This is a genomic window from Vibrio sp. Y10_XG_PY6, from assembly GCF_024181795.1.
In the GTDB taxonomy this organism is placed as follows: Bacteria; Pseudomonadota; Gammaproteobacteria; order Enterobacterales; family Vibrionaceae; genus Vibrio; species Vibrio diabolicus.
Genome location: NZ_JAMZAQ010000001.1, coordinates 307,449 through 324,214, shown reverse-complemented (window position 1 = coordinate 324,214; position 16,766 = coordinate 307,449). Strand labels below are relative to the sequence as shown.

General features: G+C 46.2%; 17 protein-coding genes. 10 read left to right on the top strand and 7 right to left on the bottom strand.

The window, feature by feature from the left end; genetic code table 11:
* Window position 1 precedes the first annotated feature (1 nt).
* The 3 genes from NL644_RS01425 to NL644_RS01415 all read right to left on the bottom strand — a co-directional run bounded on the left by NL644_RS01425 (window position 2) and on the right by NL644_RS01415 (window position 1,326).
* Complete coding sequence (locus NL644_RS01425; RefSeq protein ID WP_005396583.1) at window positions 2-379, bottom strand: PH domain-containing protein; 378 nt, start codon at window positions 377-379, stop codon at window positions 2-4.
* Between the two features lie 118 nt (window positions 380-497).
* Window positions 498-713, bottom strand: a complete 216-nt coding sequence (locus NL644_RS01420; protein ID WP_046875742.1) for a TIGR02450 family Trp-rich protein — start codon at window positions 711-713, stop codon at window positions 498-500.
* A 139-nt stretch (window positions 714-852) separates the two neighbouring features.
* Complete coding sequence (locus NL644_RS01415) at window positions 853-1,326, bottom strand: HPP family protein (protein ID WP_005462762.1); 474 nt, start codon at window positions 1,324-1,326, stop codon at window positions 853-855.
* Window positions 1,327-1,424: 98 nt separating this feature from the next.
* Between NL644_RS01415 and NL644_RS01410 the strand changes: the two genes are divergently transcribed.
* The 4 genes from NL644_RS01410 (at window position 1,425) to NL644_RS01395 (ending at window position 4,811) form a co-directional block, all read left to right on the top strand.
* Complete coding sequence (locus NL644_RS01410) at window positions 1,425-1,970, top strand: TetR/AcrR family transcriptional regulator (RefSeq protein ID WP_114322769.1); 546 nt, start codon at window positions 1,425-1,427, stop codon at window positions 1,968-1,970.
* A 98-nt stretch (window positions 1,971-2,068) separates the two neighbouring features.
* The gene (locus NL644_RS01405; RefSeq protein ID WP_006741992.1) at window positions 2,069-2,506 is read left to right on the top strand and encodes a MerR family DNA-binding transcriptional regulator; all 438 of its coding nucleotides are present in this window, start codon (window positions 2,069-2,071) and stop codon (window positions 2,504-2,506) included.
* Window positions 2,507-2,759: 253 nt separating this feature from the next.
* A complete protein-coding gene (locus NL644_RS01400; protein ID WP_253657896.1) occupies window positions 2,760-3,704 on the top strand; it encodes an SDR family oxidoreductase in 945 nt (314 codons plus the stop codon).
* A gap of 24 nt (window positions 3,705-3,728) precedes the next feature.
* Complete coding sequence (locus tag NL644_RS01395; protein WP_114322767.1) at window positions 3,729-4,811, top strand: trans-acting enoyl reductase family protein; 1,083 nt, start codon at window positions 3,729-3,731, stop codon at window positions 4,809-4,811.
* A 49-nt stretch (window positions 4,812-4,860) separates the two neighbouring features.
* On the opposite strand, the gene NL644_RS01390 is transcribed toward NL644_RS01395, so the two are convergent.
* Complete coding sequence (locus NL644_RS01390) at window positions 4,861-7,284, bottom strand: formate C-acetyltransferase/glycerol dehydratase family glycyl radical enzyme (protein ID WP_253657895.1); 2,424 nt, start codon at window positions 7,282-7,284, stop codon at window positions 4,861-4,863.
* A gap of 2 nt (window positions 7,285-7,286) precedes the next feature.
* The gene (locus NL644_RS01385) at window positions 7,287-8,216 is read right to left on the bottom strand and encodes a glycyl-radical enzyme activating protein (RefSeq protein WP_048625408.1); all 930 of its coding nucleotides are present in this window, start codon (window positions 8,214-8,216) and stop codon (window positions 7,287-7,289) included.
* 214 nt (window positions 8,217-8,430) lie between these two features.
* On the opposite strand from NL644_RS01385, the gene NL644_RS01380 reads away from it, so the two are divergent.
* Entirely contained in the window at window positions 8,431-9,105 is a 675-nt protein-coding gene (locus NL644_RS01380) for a fructose-6-phosphate aldolase (RefSeq protein WP_065770889.1), read from the top strand.
* A 343-nt stretch (window positions 9,106-9,448) separates the two neighbouring features.
* Entirely contained in the window at window positions 9,449-9,961 is a 513-nt protein-coding gene (locus NL644_RS01375; RefSeq protein ID WP_053808269.1) for a DUF2799 domain-containing protein, read from the top strand.
* A gap of 10 nt (window positions 9,962-9,971) precedes the next feature.
* Here NL644_RS01375 and NL644_RS01370 read toward each other — a convergent pair whose 3' ends face one another.
* Together NL644_RS01370 and NL644_RS01365 are read right to left on the bottom strand one after the other, a co-directional pair.
* Complete coding sequence (locus tag NL644_RS01370; RefSeq protein ID WP_253657894.1) at window positions 9,972-10,427, bottom strand: GNAT family N-acetyltransferase; 456 nt, start codon at window positions 10,425-10,427, stop codon at window positions 9,972-9,974.
* 25 nt (window positions 10,428-10,452) lie between these two features.
* A complete protein-coding gene (locus tag NL644_RS01365; RefSeq protein WP_253657893.1) occupies window positions 10,453-10,923 on the bottom strand; it encodes a GNAT family N-acetyltransferase in 471 nt (156 codons plus the stop codon).
* A gap of 132 nt (window positions 10,924-11,055) precedes the next feature.
* Between NL644_RS01365 and NL644_RS01360 the strand changes: the two genes are divergently transcribed.
* From NL644_RS01360 to NL644_RS01345, 4 genes are all read left to right on the top strand, one after another.
* Window positions 11,056-12,246, top strand: a complete 1,191-nt coding sequence (locus NL644_RS01360; protein WP_253657892.1) for an MFS transporter — start codon at window positions 11,056-11,058, stop codon at window positions 12,244-12,246.
* Window positions 12,221-13,189 carry an HTH-type transcriptional regulator YidZ gene (gene yidZ / locus NL644_RS01355; protein WP_114322762.1) on the top strand — a complete coding sequence of 323 codons (969 nt, stop codon included), beginning with the start codon at window positions 12,221-12,223 and terminating at the stop codon, window positions 13,187-13,189. Before NL644_RS01360 ends, yidZ begins: the two co-directional genes overlap by 26 nt.
* A gap of 141 nt (window positions 13,190-13,330) precedes the next feature.
* Entirely contained in the window at window positions 13,331-14,200 is an 870-nt protein-coding gene (locus NL644_RS01350) for a DMT family transporter (protein WP_114322761.1), read from the top strand.
* Window positions 14,201-14,588: 388 nt separating this feature from the next.
* Window positions 14,589-16,763 carry an FUSC family protein gene (locus tag NL644_RS01345; RefSeq protein WP_114322760.1) on the top strand — a complete coding sequence of 725 codons (2,175 nt, stop codon included), beginning with the start codon at window positions 14,589-14,591 and terminating at the stop codon, window positions 16,761-16,763.
* The last annotated feature ends 3 nt before the right edge of the window (window positions 16,764-16,766 follow it).

Here is a 16,766-nt window from a genome sequence, read left to right as displayed (position 1 = left end):
CTTACGCTAGTACATACTCGCTAACCATACGGTTGAAAGAAATCAGATCAAACGAACCTTTAATTTCAAAACGTACTCTTCCCACCTCACTCATGAAGAACTCAATTTCACAATCTAAGTCAAAAGTACCAGACGTCTCGATAGAAAATGCATTGATCTTGCTATAAGGCAGCGACGTGTAATCCACTTTTGAGCCCGTAATCCCTTGCACATTCGCCGCAATCACTCGCTTGTTGGTAAACACAACTTGGTCGCGAACCGTTTTAAAGCCCGCAAATACCGACTCGCCATCAATAAGAAACTTGTGAAAATCTTCCCTAACTTTTGATACCTCAATGGGTTTAAGCTTAAACACTGATGAATTGTCGAAATCGATCATAGTCATTCCTTTTTAGTTGATAGCGAACAAACTCAACGTAGCAGATACACAGACCGTTGCCTATCAGCTAAGTACCATCTTTCGATTTCAAACCTAGGAAAAAATTCAACAAAGTGCATTACTTCCAGCCCTGCCGCCATAGCTCTGGGTCTTTCAGCTCTTGCCAGTTCATCTCTTGCTCACGTTTACTCATAACCGCCTCAATGACACATTTCACAACATTGCCGTCTTCATCCAGTTCCATTTCAGTTACGACAAAGTGCTTCTCTTTATTTTTAGGTGACGTCGCCGTCCATTTGCTGTGCAATAGCTTCTTGGGGTGAATTTTATTCATAGTGGTATACCAATTTAACTAGCATCTTTATGTATACGACTGAATACCAAGAGAGAATCAGATTTTATTTTTAAGCATCCACGAAAAGAAAAAGCCGCAAAAGAGGTCATCCCCTAATGCGGCCTTACTTGCAACCCAATTAGGTCTTTTGACCGTTCAAACGAGGGTTTAAGTACTGACTCTGTAGCAACTGCAACGCCTTACCAACCAGCACAATCACCACCGCGCCGATCAGTACTGGCGTGAACAGAAAACTCCACCCCTGCCCAGATGCCATGATCAAGATTGGATTTGCGCCCGCAGGTGGATGCGTTGTCTTCGTAATCAGCATTGCTGACACTCCTAACCCAGTCGCAATCGCGAGGGTGATTGGCGTGATCTCAACATATTGGCTAAACGCAATACCGATAGATGCCGTAATGAAGTGACCAATGATCACGTTTTTTGGTTGAGCGAGAGGGCTGCTAGGCACCCCAAACACCAACACCGCAGTAGCACCAAATGGCGCCATAAGAAGTACAACCTCAGTAAGAGATACCTCGGCGTAAGACAACACACCAATAGCCAATGTCGCACCAAGCCCCGCGACCAAAGATAAAATTAAATTATTCATAAACACCTCAAAGTAGACCGAATTGTCTACAAATTAAAATAGACAAACCTGTCTACCTTTGTCAATATGTGTTTGTAGAACTTTTTGAGGACGTAGTTATGAACAAAAAGAAACAGTTATTGATCGACACCGCGTTGTCGCTGTTTTACAAACAGGGCATCAACTCCATTGGCATCAATGAAGTCCTTAAAGTATCTGGCGTGGCTAAACGCACGCTGTACAGCCATTTTGAAAGCAAAGAAGCGCTCATCCTTGCCGCACTAGAACAACGCCACCAAATCTTCATGGCGTGGCTAGAGGAGAAACTATCACCAGCACAATCGAGCACAGACGTGATCGACCAGTTGTTTACCGCGCTTAACGGCTGGTTTCATGGTTCTGAGGAAAAATTGGGCGAGTTTCGCGGCTGTTTTTTCATCAACACGTCCGCCGAATTCAGTGACGACCGCGGCGAGATTGCAACGTATTGCCGCCACCATAAACAACAGGTTCGTGAGCTAATTCAACGCTATCTCAAATCAGACAACACATCATTACTCGATGCCATTTGCATCATGAAAGAAGGTGCCATCACCACCGCTTACATGACAAAAGAGTACGACGACGTCACAAAGAAATGCGTGGAAATTTTGCATAAGCTGTAACGGTAAGAAAGCAAGAAACGAATCGACCGAGCACCAAACTGGCGAGAATATTCAGAAATGGTAAGGTTATTTTATCCACCTAATGAGACACGCTTGATATGAAAATTGGCGAACTGGCGCAAAAAACTGGCCTTGCTCCCTCGCGTATTCGATTTTACGAGCGCATCGGGCTGCTAAAAACCGTGACCCGTAAAGCCAACGGGTACCGCGAGTATCCGCAAGAAGCATTAATGATTCTGGACATGATCACAACGGGTCAGCAAGCTGGATTCAGTTTGGATGAACTAAGTGCGTTACTGCCATCCGACCTTTCTAACTGGGATCATCACCAGTTATTGACGACCTTGCAGCAAAAAGTCCAAGAGCTCGACGAGCTTGAGCGAAAAATCGCGCAGAGTAAAAGCAAGTTAAAAGAAGTACTTAAAGAGATTGAAGCTAAGCCAGATGACATGGACTGTGCAATGAATGCAAAACGCGTCATGTCTCAACTTGGTCAAACGATTCTGACCAAAGAAAACCCGTCAAATAAAAAGTAAAGCCGTCAGCAAATCAAAGCAATGTTAACAAGCGAAGCTTTACTCTTGATGTTGGGTTAGAGATTCGCCAATTCCCCTGCTAGCCACTAAATTGAGTCTGTAAAAACCATTCGCTCTTAGCTCAGGTGTACCGCCTCCTTGTTTCTATAATCAATAAAAAATCAATCCAATTTATCTTCAAAATGTGGGTTGACCTTAAACCTAACTTTAACGTTAGGATGAATATCAAAGCAACACAGCAGGAGATTGGTGAATGCAAACGATATTGGGTGCAAGTGGGCAAATTGGCCGTGAGCTGGCATTAAGCCTAAAACGAGACTTTATGAGCGACATCCGATTGGTGAGCCGCAATCCGCATCGAGTCAACGAGATGGATCAACTGGTAAAAGCGGACTTGCTCGACGCGAAACAAACATCAGATGCCGTAAAAGGTTCTAGTATCGTTTACCTTACTGCAGGGCTACCAATGGATACTCAACTGTGGGTGGAACAGTGGCCAACAATGATGCGTAATGTCATCGCCGCATGTAAAACTCATCAAGCAAAGCTTGTTTACTTTGATAATACCTACATGTACCCGCAAACGGATACGCCTCAACAAGAAGATGCACCATTTCAGCCCAATGGAGAAAAAGGTCGAATTCGTGCGGTCATTACTGACATGCTGCTAGAATCGATGAATAAAGGAGAAATCGAAGCCGTTATCTGTCGTGCTCCGGAGTTTTACGGCCCGGGGAAAACGCAAAGCATCACTAATTCCGCCATTATCGATAATCTACTTAACCAAAAGAGCGCAAAGGTGTTTTTACGTGATGACACCAAACGCAGCTTAATTTATACGCCAGACGCAAGCCGAGCCATGGCGCGAATTGGGAATACGCCCGATGCTTACGGACAAACTTGGCATTTGCCTTGCGATGATCGTCGACTGACGTATCGGGAGTTTATCGCTGTTGCAGCAAAGGTTTTTAACGTTCAACCGAAATACAAAGTCATCAAGCGCTGGCAATTGTGGCTAGCTGGGCGATTTAATCAAACCATTCGAGATGCAGCCGAGCTTTTGCCTCGCTACGAATCTGACAACCTTTTTGTTTCGGATAAGTTTCAGACTCGTTTTCCAGATTTTAAAATCACCACATTCGAACAAGGCTTGACCACAATTCAACAAGAAAAAGCCAATGACCAGAAACCTCTTTAAGCAGGCATTGATAGGAGCTTTTTGATGAAAGATAACACACCGGCACCATCCCCAGATCGTTGGATCATCTACGGAGCCAATGGTTATACAGGCGAGCTGATTGCGAGAGAGGCCGTAAAACGGGGTCACCACCCAATCCTTGCAGGTAGAAGTTTAGAGAAAGTACAAAGCTTAGCGGCTGAACTAGGGCTGCAAAGTCTTGCTTTTTCTCTTGAGGATAAAAGCAGCGCGGTCCAACATATTTCGGGTTCATCACTGGTATTAAACTGCGCAGGCCCCTTTTCTTCGACGGCCAAACCGATGATGAAAGCGTGCCTAGAAGCAGGCGCACATTACCTCGATATTACAGGTGAGATCTCTGTGTTTGAGTTTGCACAAACGCTGCAATCACAAGCAAAGGAAGCTAGTGTCGTATTGTGCTCCGGTGTTGGTTTTGATGTTATTCCAACGGATTGCATTGCAGCCACATTGAAAGCTGCGCTACCAGATGCAACACACTTGTCTCTCGGTTTTGACTCTCGCTCTGGTTTTTCTCCGGGCACGGCGAAAACGTCTGTCGAAGGTTTGGCTCAAGGCGGAAAAGTGCGACTTAACGGAAAAATCACCACCGTTCCGCTAGCGTATAAAGTTCGCAACATTGATTTTGGTGACGGCGAAAAACTTGCTATGACCATTCCGTGGGGCGATGTTTCAACCGCCTATTACACCACGGGGATTGAGAATATTGATGTTTTTATTCCCGGATCGCCGAACATGATAAAAAACGCTAAACGAGCGAATTGGGTTCGCCCCCTTCTCGGCATAACCTGGGTACAAAGCCTCATAAAAAGCCGTATTGAAAGAACCGTAAAAGGACCAAATGAGGAGCAAAGAAACCAATTACCCACATATGTGTGGGGTAAAGCAAGCAACAAACTCGGACAAAGCAAAACAGCACGAGTACAAACGGCCAATGGCTACAGCTTAACCGTAACGGGGTCTCTGGCGATTGTAGAACACCTGCTACATACAAAGCCTGAAGCCGGTGTATACACACCCTCTAAGCTCATGGGCTCCAATTTTGTGTCGCAGCTTCCCGGCTCTAGTGGCATAACCATTGAAGAGTAAACCAAAAGGCACCAATCGGTGCCTTCTGCATTTACAGGGGTTGAGACCATCACAACTCGTGTTCGGTACGGGCGATGATGTCATCCTGCGCGTCTGGTGATAGCGCGGTAAAGAAAGCTGAATAGCCCGCGACTCGTACGACAAGGTCACGATATTGCTCAGGGTTCTTCTTCGCTGCCAGCAAGGTTTTACGAGAGACGATGTTGTACTGCACGTGCCAACCTTTGTGGTGATTAAAGAAGGTACGAATCAGCATTGAAAGCTTGAGCTTATCCCCTTCTGAAGCGACAGCCGCTGGGCTTAACTTCTGGTTAAGCAGCACACCACCCAAGATTTTATTGGCTTGAATTTTACCGACTGAGTTGTACACCGCCGTTGGTCCCAAACGGTCAGAGCCCGATGCTGGACTTGCGCCTTCCGCCAGTGGCGTTTTCGCTTTTCGACCATCTGGTGTTGCCATCGTGGATGCGCCAAATGGCACGTTGGCAGAGATGCTCGATGTTCCCGCGTAGTAGCCACCACCAATTGGTCCGCGCCCATGACGTGTGTTGACAAATTGCGCCAACTCATCGATATAAACTTGGTAAGCATCAGCCAGCAATTGGTCGACATAATCGTCGTCATTGCCGTATTTTGGCGCGAAGTTGATTAAACGTTGGCGAAGTTGTTCGTTCTCAATACCATCGAAGTCTTCTTCTAATGCTTTTGCCAGTTCCGTTTGGCTGATTTGCGCTTCTTCAAACACCAAATGTTTGATCGCCGCCAAACTGTTACCTAAATTGGCGATGCCCACTTGCAGGCCAGATACCCAATCGTATTTCGCTCCGCCTTCTTTTACGGTTTTACCACTCGCCAAACAGTCATCCACCAGCGATGAGCAGAAAATATCTTGCGCTTGCTGCTCAAGCACGCTGTCGACTACGGTATCGATCTCAATCGATTTACGTGTGTAGTAGCGAATTTGCTCCGCCCAAGAAGCGGTGACTTGATCAAAACTCTCGAAGTTGCCTTTTGACAACGACTTATCATGCGGCAAGAAGGCTTTGCCCGTGGTTGCATCCACACCTTCGTTAAGCGCAGCCAGTAAAATACGCGCAAAGTTAATGAAGCTCATGCCCGTGCAACGGTAACCCCACTTGCCTGGAACAGCGGTTTCAATACAGCCAATAGACGCGTAGTTGTAAGCGTCTTCTTTCTCGACACCTAGCTTGATGAATTCTGGAATGACGATTTCATCGTTGTTGAATGCAGGCATACCGAATCCGCATTTGATCACTTCAATACAGCCCATCAAGAACTCTTGATTCAGACCTTCATGATAGCGAACACTCAAGTTCGGTTGCGTGGAACGTAGCTGACCACAAGACTCTAAAATCGCCCAAGATAGCGGATTTACGGCGTCTTCAGGTTCTCCATTCTCATTCAGCTTTTGTCCACCGATACAGACGTTTTGATACAACGGAGAACCTGCCGATGCTTTTGAGTGCGCACCAGAGCGAATCTTGTTTACTTCAAGCAATTTCAACCAACAGCTTTGCAATAACTCAAGGGCGAACGCTTTGTTCATCGTGCCACTTTCAAGATCACGCACGTAGTAGTCGTTTAGGAACTGGTCCATCCGACCGAATGAAACAGAGTGGCCATTCGATTCTATTTGCAGCATCAACTGCACAAAATAGCTCAGTTGCAGAGCTTGCCAGAAGTTGGTTGGCGCATGGAAAGCCACATGACGACAGTTTTCTGCGATTGTCTCCAGTTCTGCTTTCCTCTCTGGTCGAGTTTCGTTTTGTGCCATTTCCAGAGCGAGATCGGCGTAACTCACCATGTGCTCCTGAATCGCAAGCAAGACAATTTCGACGGACTTATAAAACTGCTCTTTCTTCAACCCTTCATACGTCGACACGTCGTTATTAGCGCGATGCTGACGAACCTCATCCAGCAGACCGTTCATACCGATCTTCAGGATTTTTTCGTTATCCACCGCAAGGTGCGCGTCGCCCGAAGTCATGTTGCCCTCGGCTTTAATGATAGTGCTGGCTAGGATCTCTTGTTGCTCGTCGGTAAAAAGTCCATAGCAGCGATCTTGAACCGTTTTACCACGCCAGTATGGCGTAATGGCGTGAATGATTTGTTTGTCTTCTTCACTTACCGCAAAACCAGCCCCAGGTCGGTCGGCCAGTTCGTCGATTTCCGCTTCAATCCAACGCACCGTGTATTCAGGGAAGATCGGCGCAGCGCGTACTTTGCTCGCTTGGTTACCGACAATCAGCTCGTCGTGCTTAATCCAAATGGTACGAGTGCGTAAGTGTTCTTGTAACGCCAGTGCTCGTTGCACAATCACAGGTTTGTCTTCATTTGCCTGATACGCCCGAGTGTAAGCCTCTGCGCGCTCGGTACAGATAGGCGGCGTTACGATGTTGACCAGTGCCGATTTATGGGCTTTGATTCGCTCTGGAAGGGTATGTAGGTCCATGGTTAACCTCTAACAATCACGTTAAGTTGAGTATGTTCGCTTGCGTATTGCATTGCGTTTTCTAGCAGTTCTGGATTATTTAATGGTTTGTCAGAACACTCGTAAGGCATATCGAGCAAACGGTATTTATTGATGCCGAGGGTGTGGTACGGCAACAAGTGGAGTTCTTGACAGCTTTCTAAAGAAGCAGCGAAATCAATGATCGCTTTGAGCTCATCAATGGTGTCATTGAAGCCCGGCACAACCGGCACGCGAATCACAATGCGTTTGGCAATCGGTGCCAATTTTCTAAAATTGTCTTTGACGCGTTTTAACGATCCCTTCGCCCAGCGGAGAAACTTTTCTTCGTCGGTATGTTTAAGATCCGCTAACCAGCAATCAATATACGGCGCGACTTTTTCTACGTTTTTCCACGGAACATGCATGCACGACTCCACCGCCGTAGACACATGGTTTTGATGCAAACGTTCGGCAAGTTCTGCCACAAGACTTGGCTGCATCAGCGGCTCGCCACCAGAGAACGTCACGCCACCTTGGCTTTGATCGTAAAAAGGCTTGTCTTTCATCAACACTTCAAACAAGTCGTCTGATTTCGCCGCTTCTCCACATATGCTGAGCGCTTGTGTTGGACATACGTTTCGCAGCGCTATGATCTGCGCTTCGCTCATGGCTTTTCGATTGATGATGATTTGATCGTCAATGCGTCGGATACCATCGCTCGCCATGTCGCCGTTTACGGTTTGTTTATAAGCCGACACACAAAGCTGGCAGTCCGCCATACAACTGCGCTCATCAAACAGCAGAGAGTGCTTTTCACTGCGGCTTTCTGGGTTTTGGCACCAAGGACAGGACAGACTGCATCCCTTCAGAAACAGAATGGTGCGAATACCATCACCATCGTGGGTCGAGAACCTCTGAATATTGAAATACATTACTGTCCGCCTCTTGGTTTGCTCTTCTACTTTTCACGCTTTTCTTTTTCTGAAAGCTTCATTTGATAATGAAATATTGGCACTTAACTTTCGATTTGTGAAATTATTATAGTTTCAATTGAAATTACAATTGATCAAAATCAAGATCTCATCGGATTGTCAGATCTATAGTGATCCCATCATCAAAACGAAGATTTTGTATAAGGTAGAACCCATGATCGAACTCTATTTAGATACAGCTGACGTGGCAGAAGTAAAACGCTTTAACCAATGCCTACCTCTGAAAGGGGTAACCACAAATCCAAGTATTTTGGCGAAGTCAAAACAAGGCTTGAACCAAACCTTAGCTGGCATGCAAGAAGCGTTAGGGGGCACACCCCGTTTCCATGCTCAAGTGGTGAGCACAACTGTAGAAGGCATGGTAGAAGAAGCGCGCCAAATCCATGAATTACCTTATGATATGGTCGTCAAAGTGCCAGCAACCGAAACGGGCTTATCGGCAATTAAGTTAATGAAAAAAGAGGGAATTCAAGTACTCGCCACTGCTATTTACTCTGCTCAGCAAGGTTTCCTTGCGGCATTGTGCGGCGCTGACTATCTTGCGCCTTATGTGAACCGTATTGATGCGATGAACGGAAACGGTGTAGAAGTGGTCGCAGACCTGCAATTGCTACTGGATCAAAACCAACTTCCTACAAAAATTTTGGCAGCGAGTTTTAAAAATACCCAACAAGCGATGGAAGTGATGAAGTTAGGCATTGAAGCGATCACCTTGCCTGTCGATGTGGCCGCGCAGATGTTTTCTCATCCAGCAGTTCAGCCGGCTGTCGATCAATTTGATAAAGACTGGAAATCCGCATTTGGCAACAAACTTTCATTTGAAAGTTAAGCATAAAATTATCGAAAGTCCCGTTCCTCCTCGATCGAGGGGCTTTTGATATGGGAATCTCTGAGAGAAAGTAACATTCGCGCAGGCAACTGTTTATAGATGCGGCTTACGAAGAGATTCCCACCTCACTAATCTCGCCTCTACCTTCACGCAAACTACTCTATTCGTAACATCACTACTGACGAACAACGCTCGTTCCACAAGCAAAAAATTTTTGCTTCAAGCCGACAAACTCACAAGCGAAACGCATCAATAACTCGGTAATTATTAATTTTATCTATTGGAAATGAACACTGTTCATTTATAATCAGCGAACCTAACGCAGTAACAAGGAATCCACTTCATGAAACGCATTGCGCTTCTCTTTGCCATATTTGCATTACTTTCTGGTTGTAGCAGCATGTCGCCAGAACAATGCCAAACCGCAGACTGGTATCGCGTCGGCTACCAAGATGGCCGATCAGGCAACAACCCAAACATTTTGTACGAATACATTAAAGACTGTCGCGAAGCAGGCGTAACGCCAAATCACGTTGAGTGGCAAGACGGTTTTGATAAAGGCACCATTCTTTACTGTTCGCCAGACAATGGTTACACGGTGGGTGTAGAAGGAAAAACCTACTATGGCGTTTGCTCTAACGATCTTTTCCTTAAAAACTATCAGTTAGGCCATCAAGAATATCAGCGTCAACAACGCATTAATGCGTTAGATGCGGAGATATCACGCCTTGATCATCAATTGGATGCAAACTTAGATAAAGACAACGCGAAGCGTATTAGAGAGAGAAGAAAACAACTGGCGCGTGAGCGTGCATCACTCATTTCGCCAGGAGCTAATTACTACTTTAACTTTTAGTCGCAACGGGCTACAACGCTAGGGTCATAAAGCGGCTGTTTGGATCAGGTTGATAGTCGCCAAACGGCTCGCAGTACGCGAAGCCATGTTTTTCATACAGGCGATGCGCGGGTTCAAAAAATGCCATCGACCCAGTTTCCAAACTTAGATGTTGTATCCCCTGATGTTTCGCTTGCTCAATCACGTGATTGAGTAAACGGGATGCCACACCCTGTTTTCTCGCCGACGGCGTCGTACGCATCGATTTCAACTCTGCGTGACCATCTTCTAGTTGGCTCATTGCCACACATCCCAATAGCTGCTCACCATCCCACCCCGTCCAAAACGTGATTGAAGGCAACTTCAACTCGCTTACATCTAACACATGCACGCTCTCTGGTGGCGATGTAGCGTACATGTCCTGTAAATGCTCTTCCAACAACGCAATCACCTGCGGCCGTTCTAAATCGTCAATTTCAATTCTCATATTTCCATCCTTGGTGTTTTCCTAGTTAAAGCGGCTGTCTCATAATGTGCTGCGGTCCAACGGGGCCGCCGTGGTGAAGCTCATTGGTATCTTCAAACCCTGATTTTAAATAGCACTGATAAGCAGGTATGTTGCGGCAATTCACGGTGAGATAAAGCGCATCAAACTCGGGATAATGGCGTTTGGCGAAATCGGCAAACTGTTGAATGGCTTGCTTGGCGATGCCTTTGCCTTGATGACGGTGATCCACCAGCAAAGCACGTACGCCTAAGCTGTTTTTCGGGCAAAAATCGTATTTCTCGCTGTAAGCAGCATCGAACAGAAAAAAACCAACAACGTCATCGTCTGCCAAAATCAGATGCGGAAGTTCTGTAGGTTTAAGACGTGTCAGCATTTCACCCACATCCGCGACCGTAAACTGCGATTGCTCTTCTAGCACGCTAAGTTCGCAAGTTTGTTCATGTCGCTCAGGCGAATACTTTTCAATGGTAATCATAATCTTCCTTGTTGTTTTTATGCTCAATTCATACAGGGTATGTCGTAAATAGAAATACCTAGTGTCGTATTTCCCACTCGCAGGCAAACGTTTAGCACTCTATTATCCTCGCCATTCGATAGAGAGGTTTCCATGTCCCGTTTTTTACTTTGTAGTTTTGCACTCGTTTTACTCTACCCTACTGCCATTGATTTGTATCTTGTTGGTTTGCCTCAAATTGCGTCAGATATCAACGCCAGTGAATCTCAGTTGCATATTGCGTTTTCGATCTATTTAGCTGGCATGGCTACCACCATGTTATTCGCGGGGAAAGTTGCAGACTCTGTGGGACGAAAGCCTGTTGCCGTCGTCGGCGCGATGATCTTCGTGCTCGCGTCTTTTCTCGGCGGGATGGCTGAGCAACCAAACACTTTCTTGATTGCTCGCTTTTGCCAAGGCATCGGAGCTGGATCTTGCTATGTCGTCGCATTCGCGATTTTACGCGACACGTTAGACGATGAACGCCGCGCGAAAGTATTGTCGATGCTCAATGGCATCACCTGTATCATTCCAGTGATCGCACCCGTGATTGGTCACTTGATTATGCTGAAATTTCCTTGGCCGAGTTTGTTTACCACAATGGCAGGAATGGGCATTCTCGTCAGTGTATTGGCCATTTTTGTTCTCAAGGAATCACTACCCAGCCAACAAGGTGAAGAACAGACAACGCCAGAGAGCCATCAAGAGACTTTCTTCGAGCGATTTTTTATCAGTAGGCTGATCATTACTGCACTTGGAGTGACCACCATTCTGACCTTTGTTAACGCTTCACCAATTGTCGTGATGAGCATGCTTGGTTTTGATCGCGGCGGCTATTCTTCCATCATGGCAGGGACTGCGACGATCAGCATGTTGATTTCGTTCTCGGCGCCATTGGCATTGGGGATTTTTAAGCAGCGAACCTTAATGATCACCTCTCAAGTATTGCTCGCTTGTGCAGCCATAGTACTCAGTGCTGCCCATTTCCATGATGGACAATCTCTTTACTATGTATTCGGACTTGGGCTGATTTGCGCTGGCTTCGCTTGTGGCTTTGGCGTGGCCATGAGCCAAGCGCTCAGCCCATTCTCTCAACAAGCTGGCGTGGCAAGCTCGTTACTGGGCATTGCTCAAGTTTGTAGTTCCGCGTTCTATATTTGGTTTATGGGTTTCATCGGCGTTAGTGCTCTGAATATGTTGGTGTTTATCTTAGTGTTAGGTAGCGTAATCAGCCTTGCTCTAATACTATTGATTCCAAAGCCTGTTCACGATACCCATTATGAAGAAATCCCTAGCGCGACTTGATTTAAACTTACTGTTCACTCTGCAATTATTGCTGCAAGAGCAAAGCGTCTCGAGAGCCTCGAAAAAGCTGAACGTTACGCCCTCTACCGTAAGTAAGTCGCTCAACAAACTTCGTCATTGGTTCGATGATCCTTTGTTTGTCAAAACACCTAAAGGTCTTGCGCCAACGCCTTTGGCACAAAGCATGGAGCAAGATCTTGCAGAATGGCTGCAAATTGGCAGCCAGATTGCAGAAAAACGCAGCGATATTACGCCTAAAGGAGTGCGTTTTGATATCACGATTGAGTCGCCATTAGTGCTCACGGTGCTGGACAGACTCATCATCGCTATCCACCAGCGATACCCTGAAGCGAAAGTAAAAACCAGTAACTGGGATTACGATTCACTCGACGCCATCATTCGAGGCGAGGCGGATATCGGTTTTACCGGCCGAGAAAGTCACCCGAGATCGAAAGAGTCGTTGGATCTTCTGCCATATTTCTTGGATTTTGAGATTCTATTTTATGACCTGCCGATGGTGTATTTACATAAAAATCATCCGGCATTACAGCAAGAGTGGAATCTCGAGACCTTTCTGAGCTACCAACACATCAATATTGTTTGGGAAAAAAGTGAAACTTGGGCGTTGGATGAAGTGTTAACGGAACTAGGGCTACAGCGCTCTATCGGGCTGACGATGTCCAACTTTGAGCAATCCCTTTTTATGGCAGCGCAGCCGACTCATGGCATGATCACCACCGCGCCGCACTATTGCAAAAGCTACACAGAAAAGCTGCATCTCGATTTGGTGTGCTTGCCAATTCCGTTAGACCAAGCTCAACAAGACAAGTTACTGATTCCATTTACTATGATTTGGCATAAACGCAATGCGTACAATCCCAAATTGCTATGGTTGAAAAACACCATCAAGTCATTGTATGAACAACCATCCCTACCACAGTAACACTCAGGCTAAGGTCAGGTTTTCTTTGGTGATTTTTGATGGTTTTCTCGCTCTGACTGCTATAACTAATCACTTTATCAACTAATGAAAAAGGTCGTTTGACGCTACACTCAATCCATATTTCTGCGTTAAGGGCCAAGGATGTCGACCTTTTTACTCACTGCTATTACGATGCTGGCGTTCGCCGCCAATTCATTATTGTGCCGACTTGCATTGGCCGAAGGGTTAATTGATGCAGGAAGCTTCACTCTCGTCCGATTGATATCTGGCGCGATTACCTTAATCGCATTGCTTGTCGTGAGAGGTCAGTGGAAAGCCGATCGGCCAACTTCTCGCTTTCGCTTTTTTGCTGGCGTGGCGTTATTTGGTTATGCTGCCCTTTTTTCTTTCGCGTACTTACAACTGGCGACAGGAACTGGTGCTTTGCTTTTGTTTGGTGCCGTGCAACTTACATTACTGGCAATCTATTGGTGGCAAGGTGAGCGCTTTCAGTTTCTCGAAATCATCGGTATCGGCCTTTCGATTGTTGGCTTTGTTTGGTTAATGTTGCCATCTGCCACGCGCCCCGATATCAGTTCTGCACTTCTCATGTTGATTTCTGGCGTTTGTTGGGCTGCGTTTACTGCGCTCGGTAAACAAGCCCCTTCTCCAAGTAGTGGCATCACGTGGGGATTTATCGCTGCATCTATGATTGGCATACTGCTATCGCCGTTGATGCTGTCCTCAATCCATCTCTCTCTGAGTGGAATCTTGCTCGCTATCACGTCTGGCGCCATTGCATCTGGCCTTGGTTATACGCTTTGGTATCAAGTCATGCGTAAGCTCTCTTTACTTCAAGCCGCAGTCAGTCAACTTTCCGTACCAGCCATTGCTTTGCTGCTAGGTACCGTCGTACTCCACGAGCCTCTTTCACTACACACACTTTTAACCAGTGGCATCATTCTTGGTGGCATCGCTTTGGTTTTTTTATCTCGATCCAAAAAAGCAAGCGAACAATCGGCAAGCCGATAGAAAATAATAACTTTCCCTCTCAAATACCCATTCATCATCTATGCTTTTTAAAGCAGCAAAGCTCATTGCAGATGGTACGAGTGGCCTGCTTTAGTATCAGGCGAAGGATATAAGGTGAGAATTGGCTCACACAACACAACGATTTTGTTTCAAAAGTGAGAATCGTCACAGATCGAGATTTTGCTCGTTTTAGCCGTTTCGTCAATAACGCCAAGGGCTAGCGCGAGATCGAGCCAAATACGCACTTTGTGTTTTGACAAAGGGTTTACAAAGCACACTTTTTCACCCGCTATATTCCGCCCCCCGAATTTATTCAGAACAAGATTCTGATTATTCACATAAGAAATTCATCAACTTATAACGATAAGCCTGAGCAAACTTTGACACTATGAACGACAAAATAAAATTCGCTATTAAAGTATCGCTTAGCCTGACTCTGGCTTATCTGATCCCGTTTGCCATGGGTTGGCCGCAAGCATCGACGGCCGCAACCACAGTGATGCTGATTGCATCCACAGGCAGTCGTCGTGAATCACTCGCCAAAGGTACCTTACGCGTGTTCGGTACGTTGGTTGGCGCCGTCGTTGGCTTGTTACTGGTGGGATTGTTTGCTCAAGACCGCTTGCTGTACATGCTGAGCGTGTCGGTTGTGGTCTCTTTCATTTTTTACTTCCGTAATGCCTATCAAAAAGATCCAACGTTACTCATGCTGACCGGTGTGATGACGCTGATGATGTCCAATGGCGGTGACGCAGAAGGTGCGTTTCTTTATGGCGTTGACCGCGCTTATATGACGGTGTTTGGGGTAGTGGTTTACACGCTCGTGGGGACTTTCTTATTCCCGACCAAAACAGAACAAAATCTAAGACAGCTCATCGAAAAACTCAACCAAGCACAACGCGCGTTGTTCACCGCTATCTTGCAAAATTTCGAGCAAAAATCGGCAGGGCAAGTCTCTCCTCAACAAGAGGGAGAAGAAAATCTAGAAGCAGGAGAGCCACAACCTAGCGTGGATTCTCTTATCGAACAGATGTTTGCCGCCCAAAATGCGCTCGAACAGCGTTTTGCCACAGTCAGTGTGGAATGCAGCGACGTGTCGGCCTACATGAAAGAGTGGCGCTTGGCGGTTCATTTGAACAAACAGGTAACGCAACAATTGACCGTTGCGGCGCACAGCCACTTTAGCCACCAGCAAGACCGTGAAAGCATCAGCAACTTTGATCAAGCCGTTGCGGAAATTGACGCGCTATTTGATACCTGCCAACAAGTCTGGGACGAAAAAGAGCCCGCTTTTCGTGCTCAAGAGTTCAAAGTCGAATACAACCAAGCGTTGCTTGAAGACGCAGCTCACCTAGAGAAAGGCTCTGCGCTTATGCTGGGGCACCTCTTGGGGCTCATGCATCAAAACTTGTCGCGTTTGGCGGAGAGCATTAGCTGCATTGACTCTGTGACGAACAATGTCTCCTTTGACGTGCCACTGCCGAAACCGAAAGGCAAGTTTCTATGGTGGGACGCAGAAAACTTTAAAACCGCGGTCAAGACCTTTGTCACCTATTGGGTTGCAGGACTGATTTGGATTTATTTCAATCCACCAGGCGGCTACTCGTTCGTGGTCTTCTCGACCATGTTTATGTCTTTGCTGTCGTTCGTGCCTGTGCACCCGATTTTGTTGCTTGTGCTGTTCACTTTCGGCTTCTTGTTCGCGGTGCCTTCTTACGTCTTCATTCTTCCGCAATTGGATCTCGGATTAGAACTTGGCCTGTTTATCTTTATCTACACCTTTATCGGCTTTTATCTGTTTAACGGGCCAGTGACGATTTTCTATATGATTGGCTTGTTTGTTCTCGGTTTAGACAACAACATGTTTTATCATTTCGGGATCCTCATGACGATCATGCTGTTGTTCTACATGGTGGTGTTCATGATTATTTTCGCGCACTACTTCCCGTTTAGCTCACGACCAGAACACCTCTTTTTGACCATAAAAGAACGCTACTTCCGACATACCCGAGAGCTGTTCACTACCTATCAACAGCAGTCTAGCTCGGTTATTACGCCGCTCAAACGGGCCTTGCACTTGGTGACGCTCAATGTCTCATCGAAAAAGCTCAAGGTGTGGGGTTCGAAAATCAACCACAAACACTTTGACAAAACCACGCCAGAAGCGATTGGCGCGTTTAGCAAAGCGTGTGATGTACTCAGTAATCACATCAACATCTTAATGGCCGCCGAGAAAAAGTTGCTGACCAATCCGCTGATCACTCAACTTCGTCAACAACACCGCGATTCCATCATTCCTTTGATGGCGGGCGCTTTAGCCAGCCATCAAGCAACACAAGAACTCGATTCCGTATTCGACCAATACAGTCAGGATTACCAATCATTCGAAGATAAACTGGAAGATTTTTTTAGTGAGTTGGATTTATCTGACTACGCTTATTCTGAGATAGCCGGTTTTTATATCTTGCTGAATTTAAAACGGAACGTGTTCGAAGCAATCAAGCATTGCAAGCAAACCTACGAGGATATCGATTGGGTGAACTTACAACAAAAGCGGTTTTAAAGG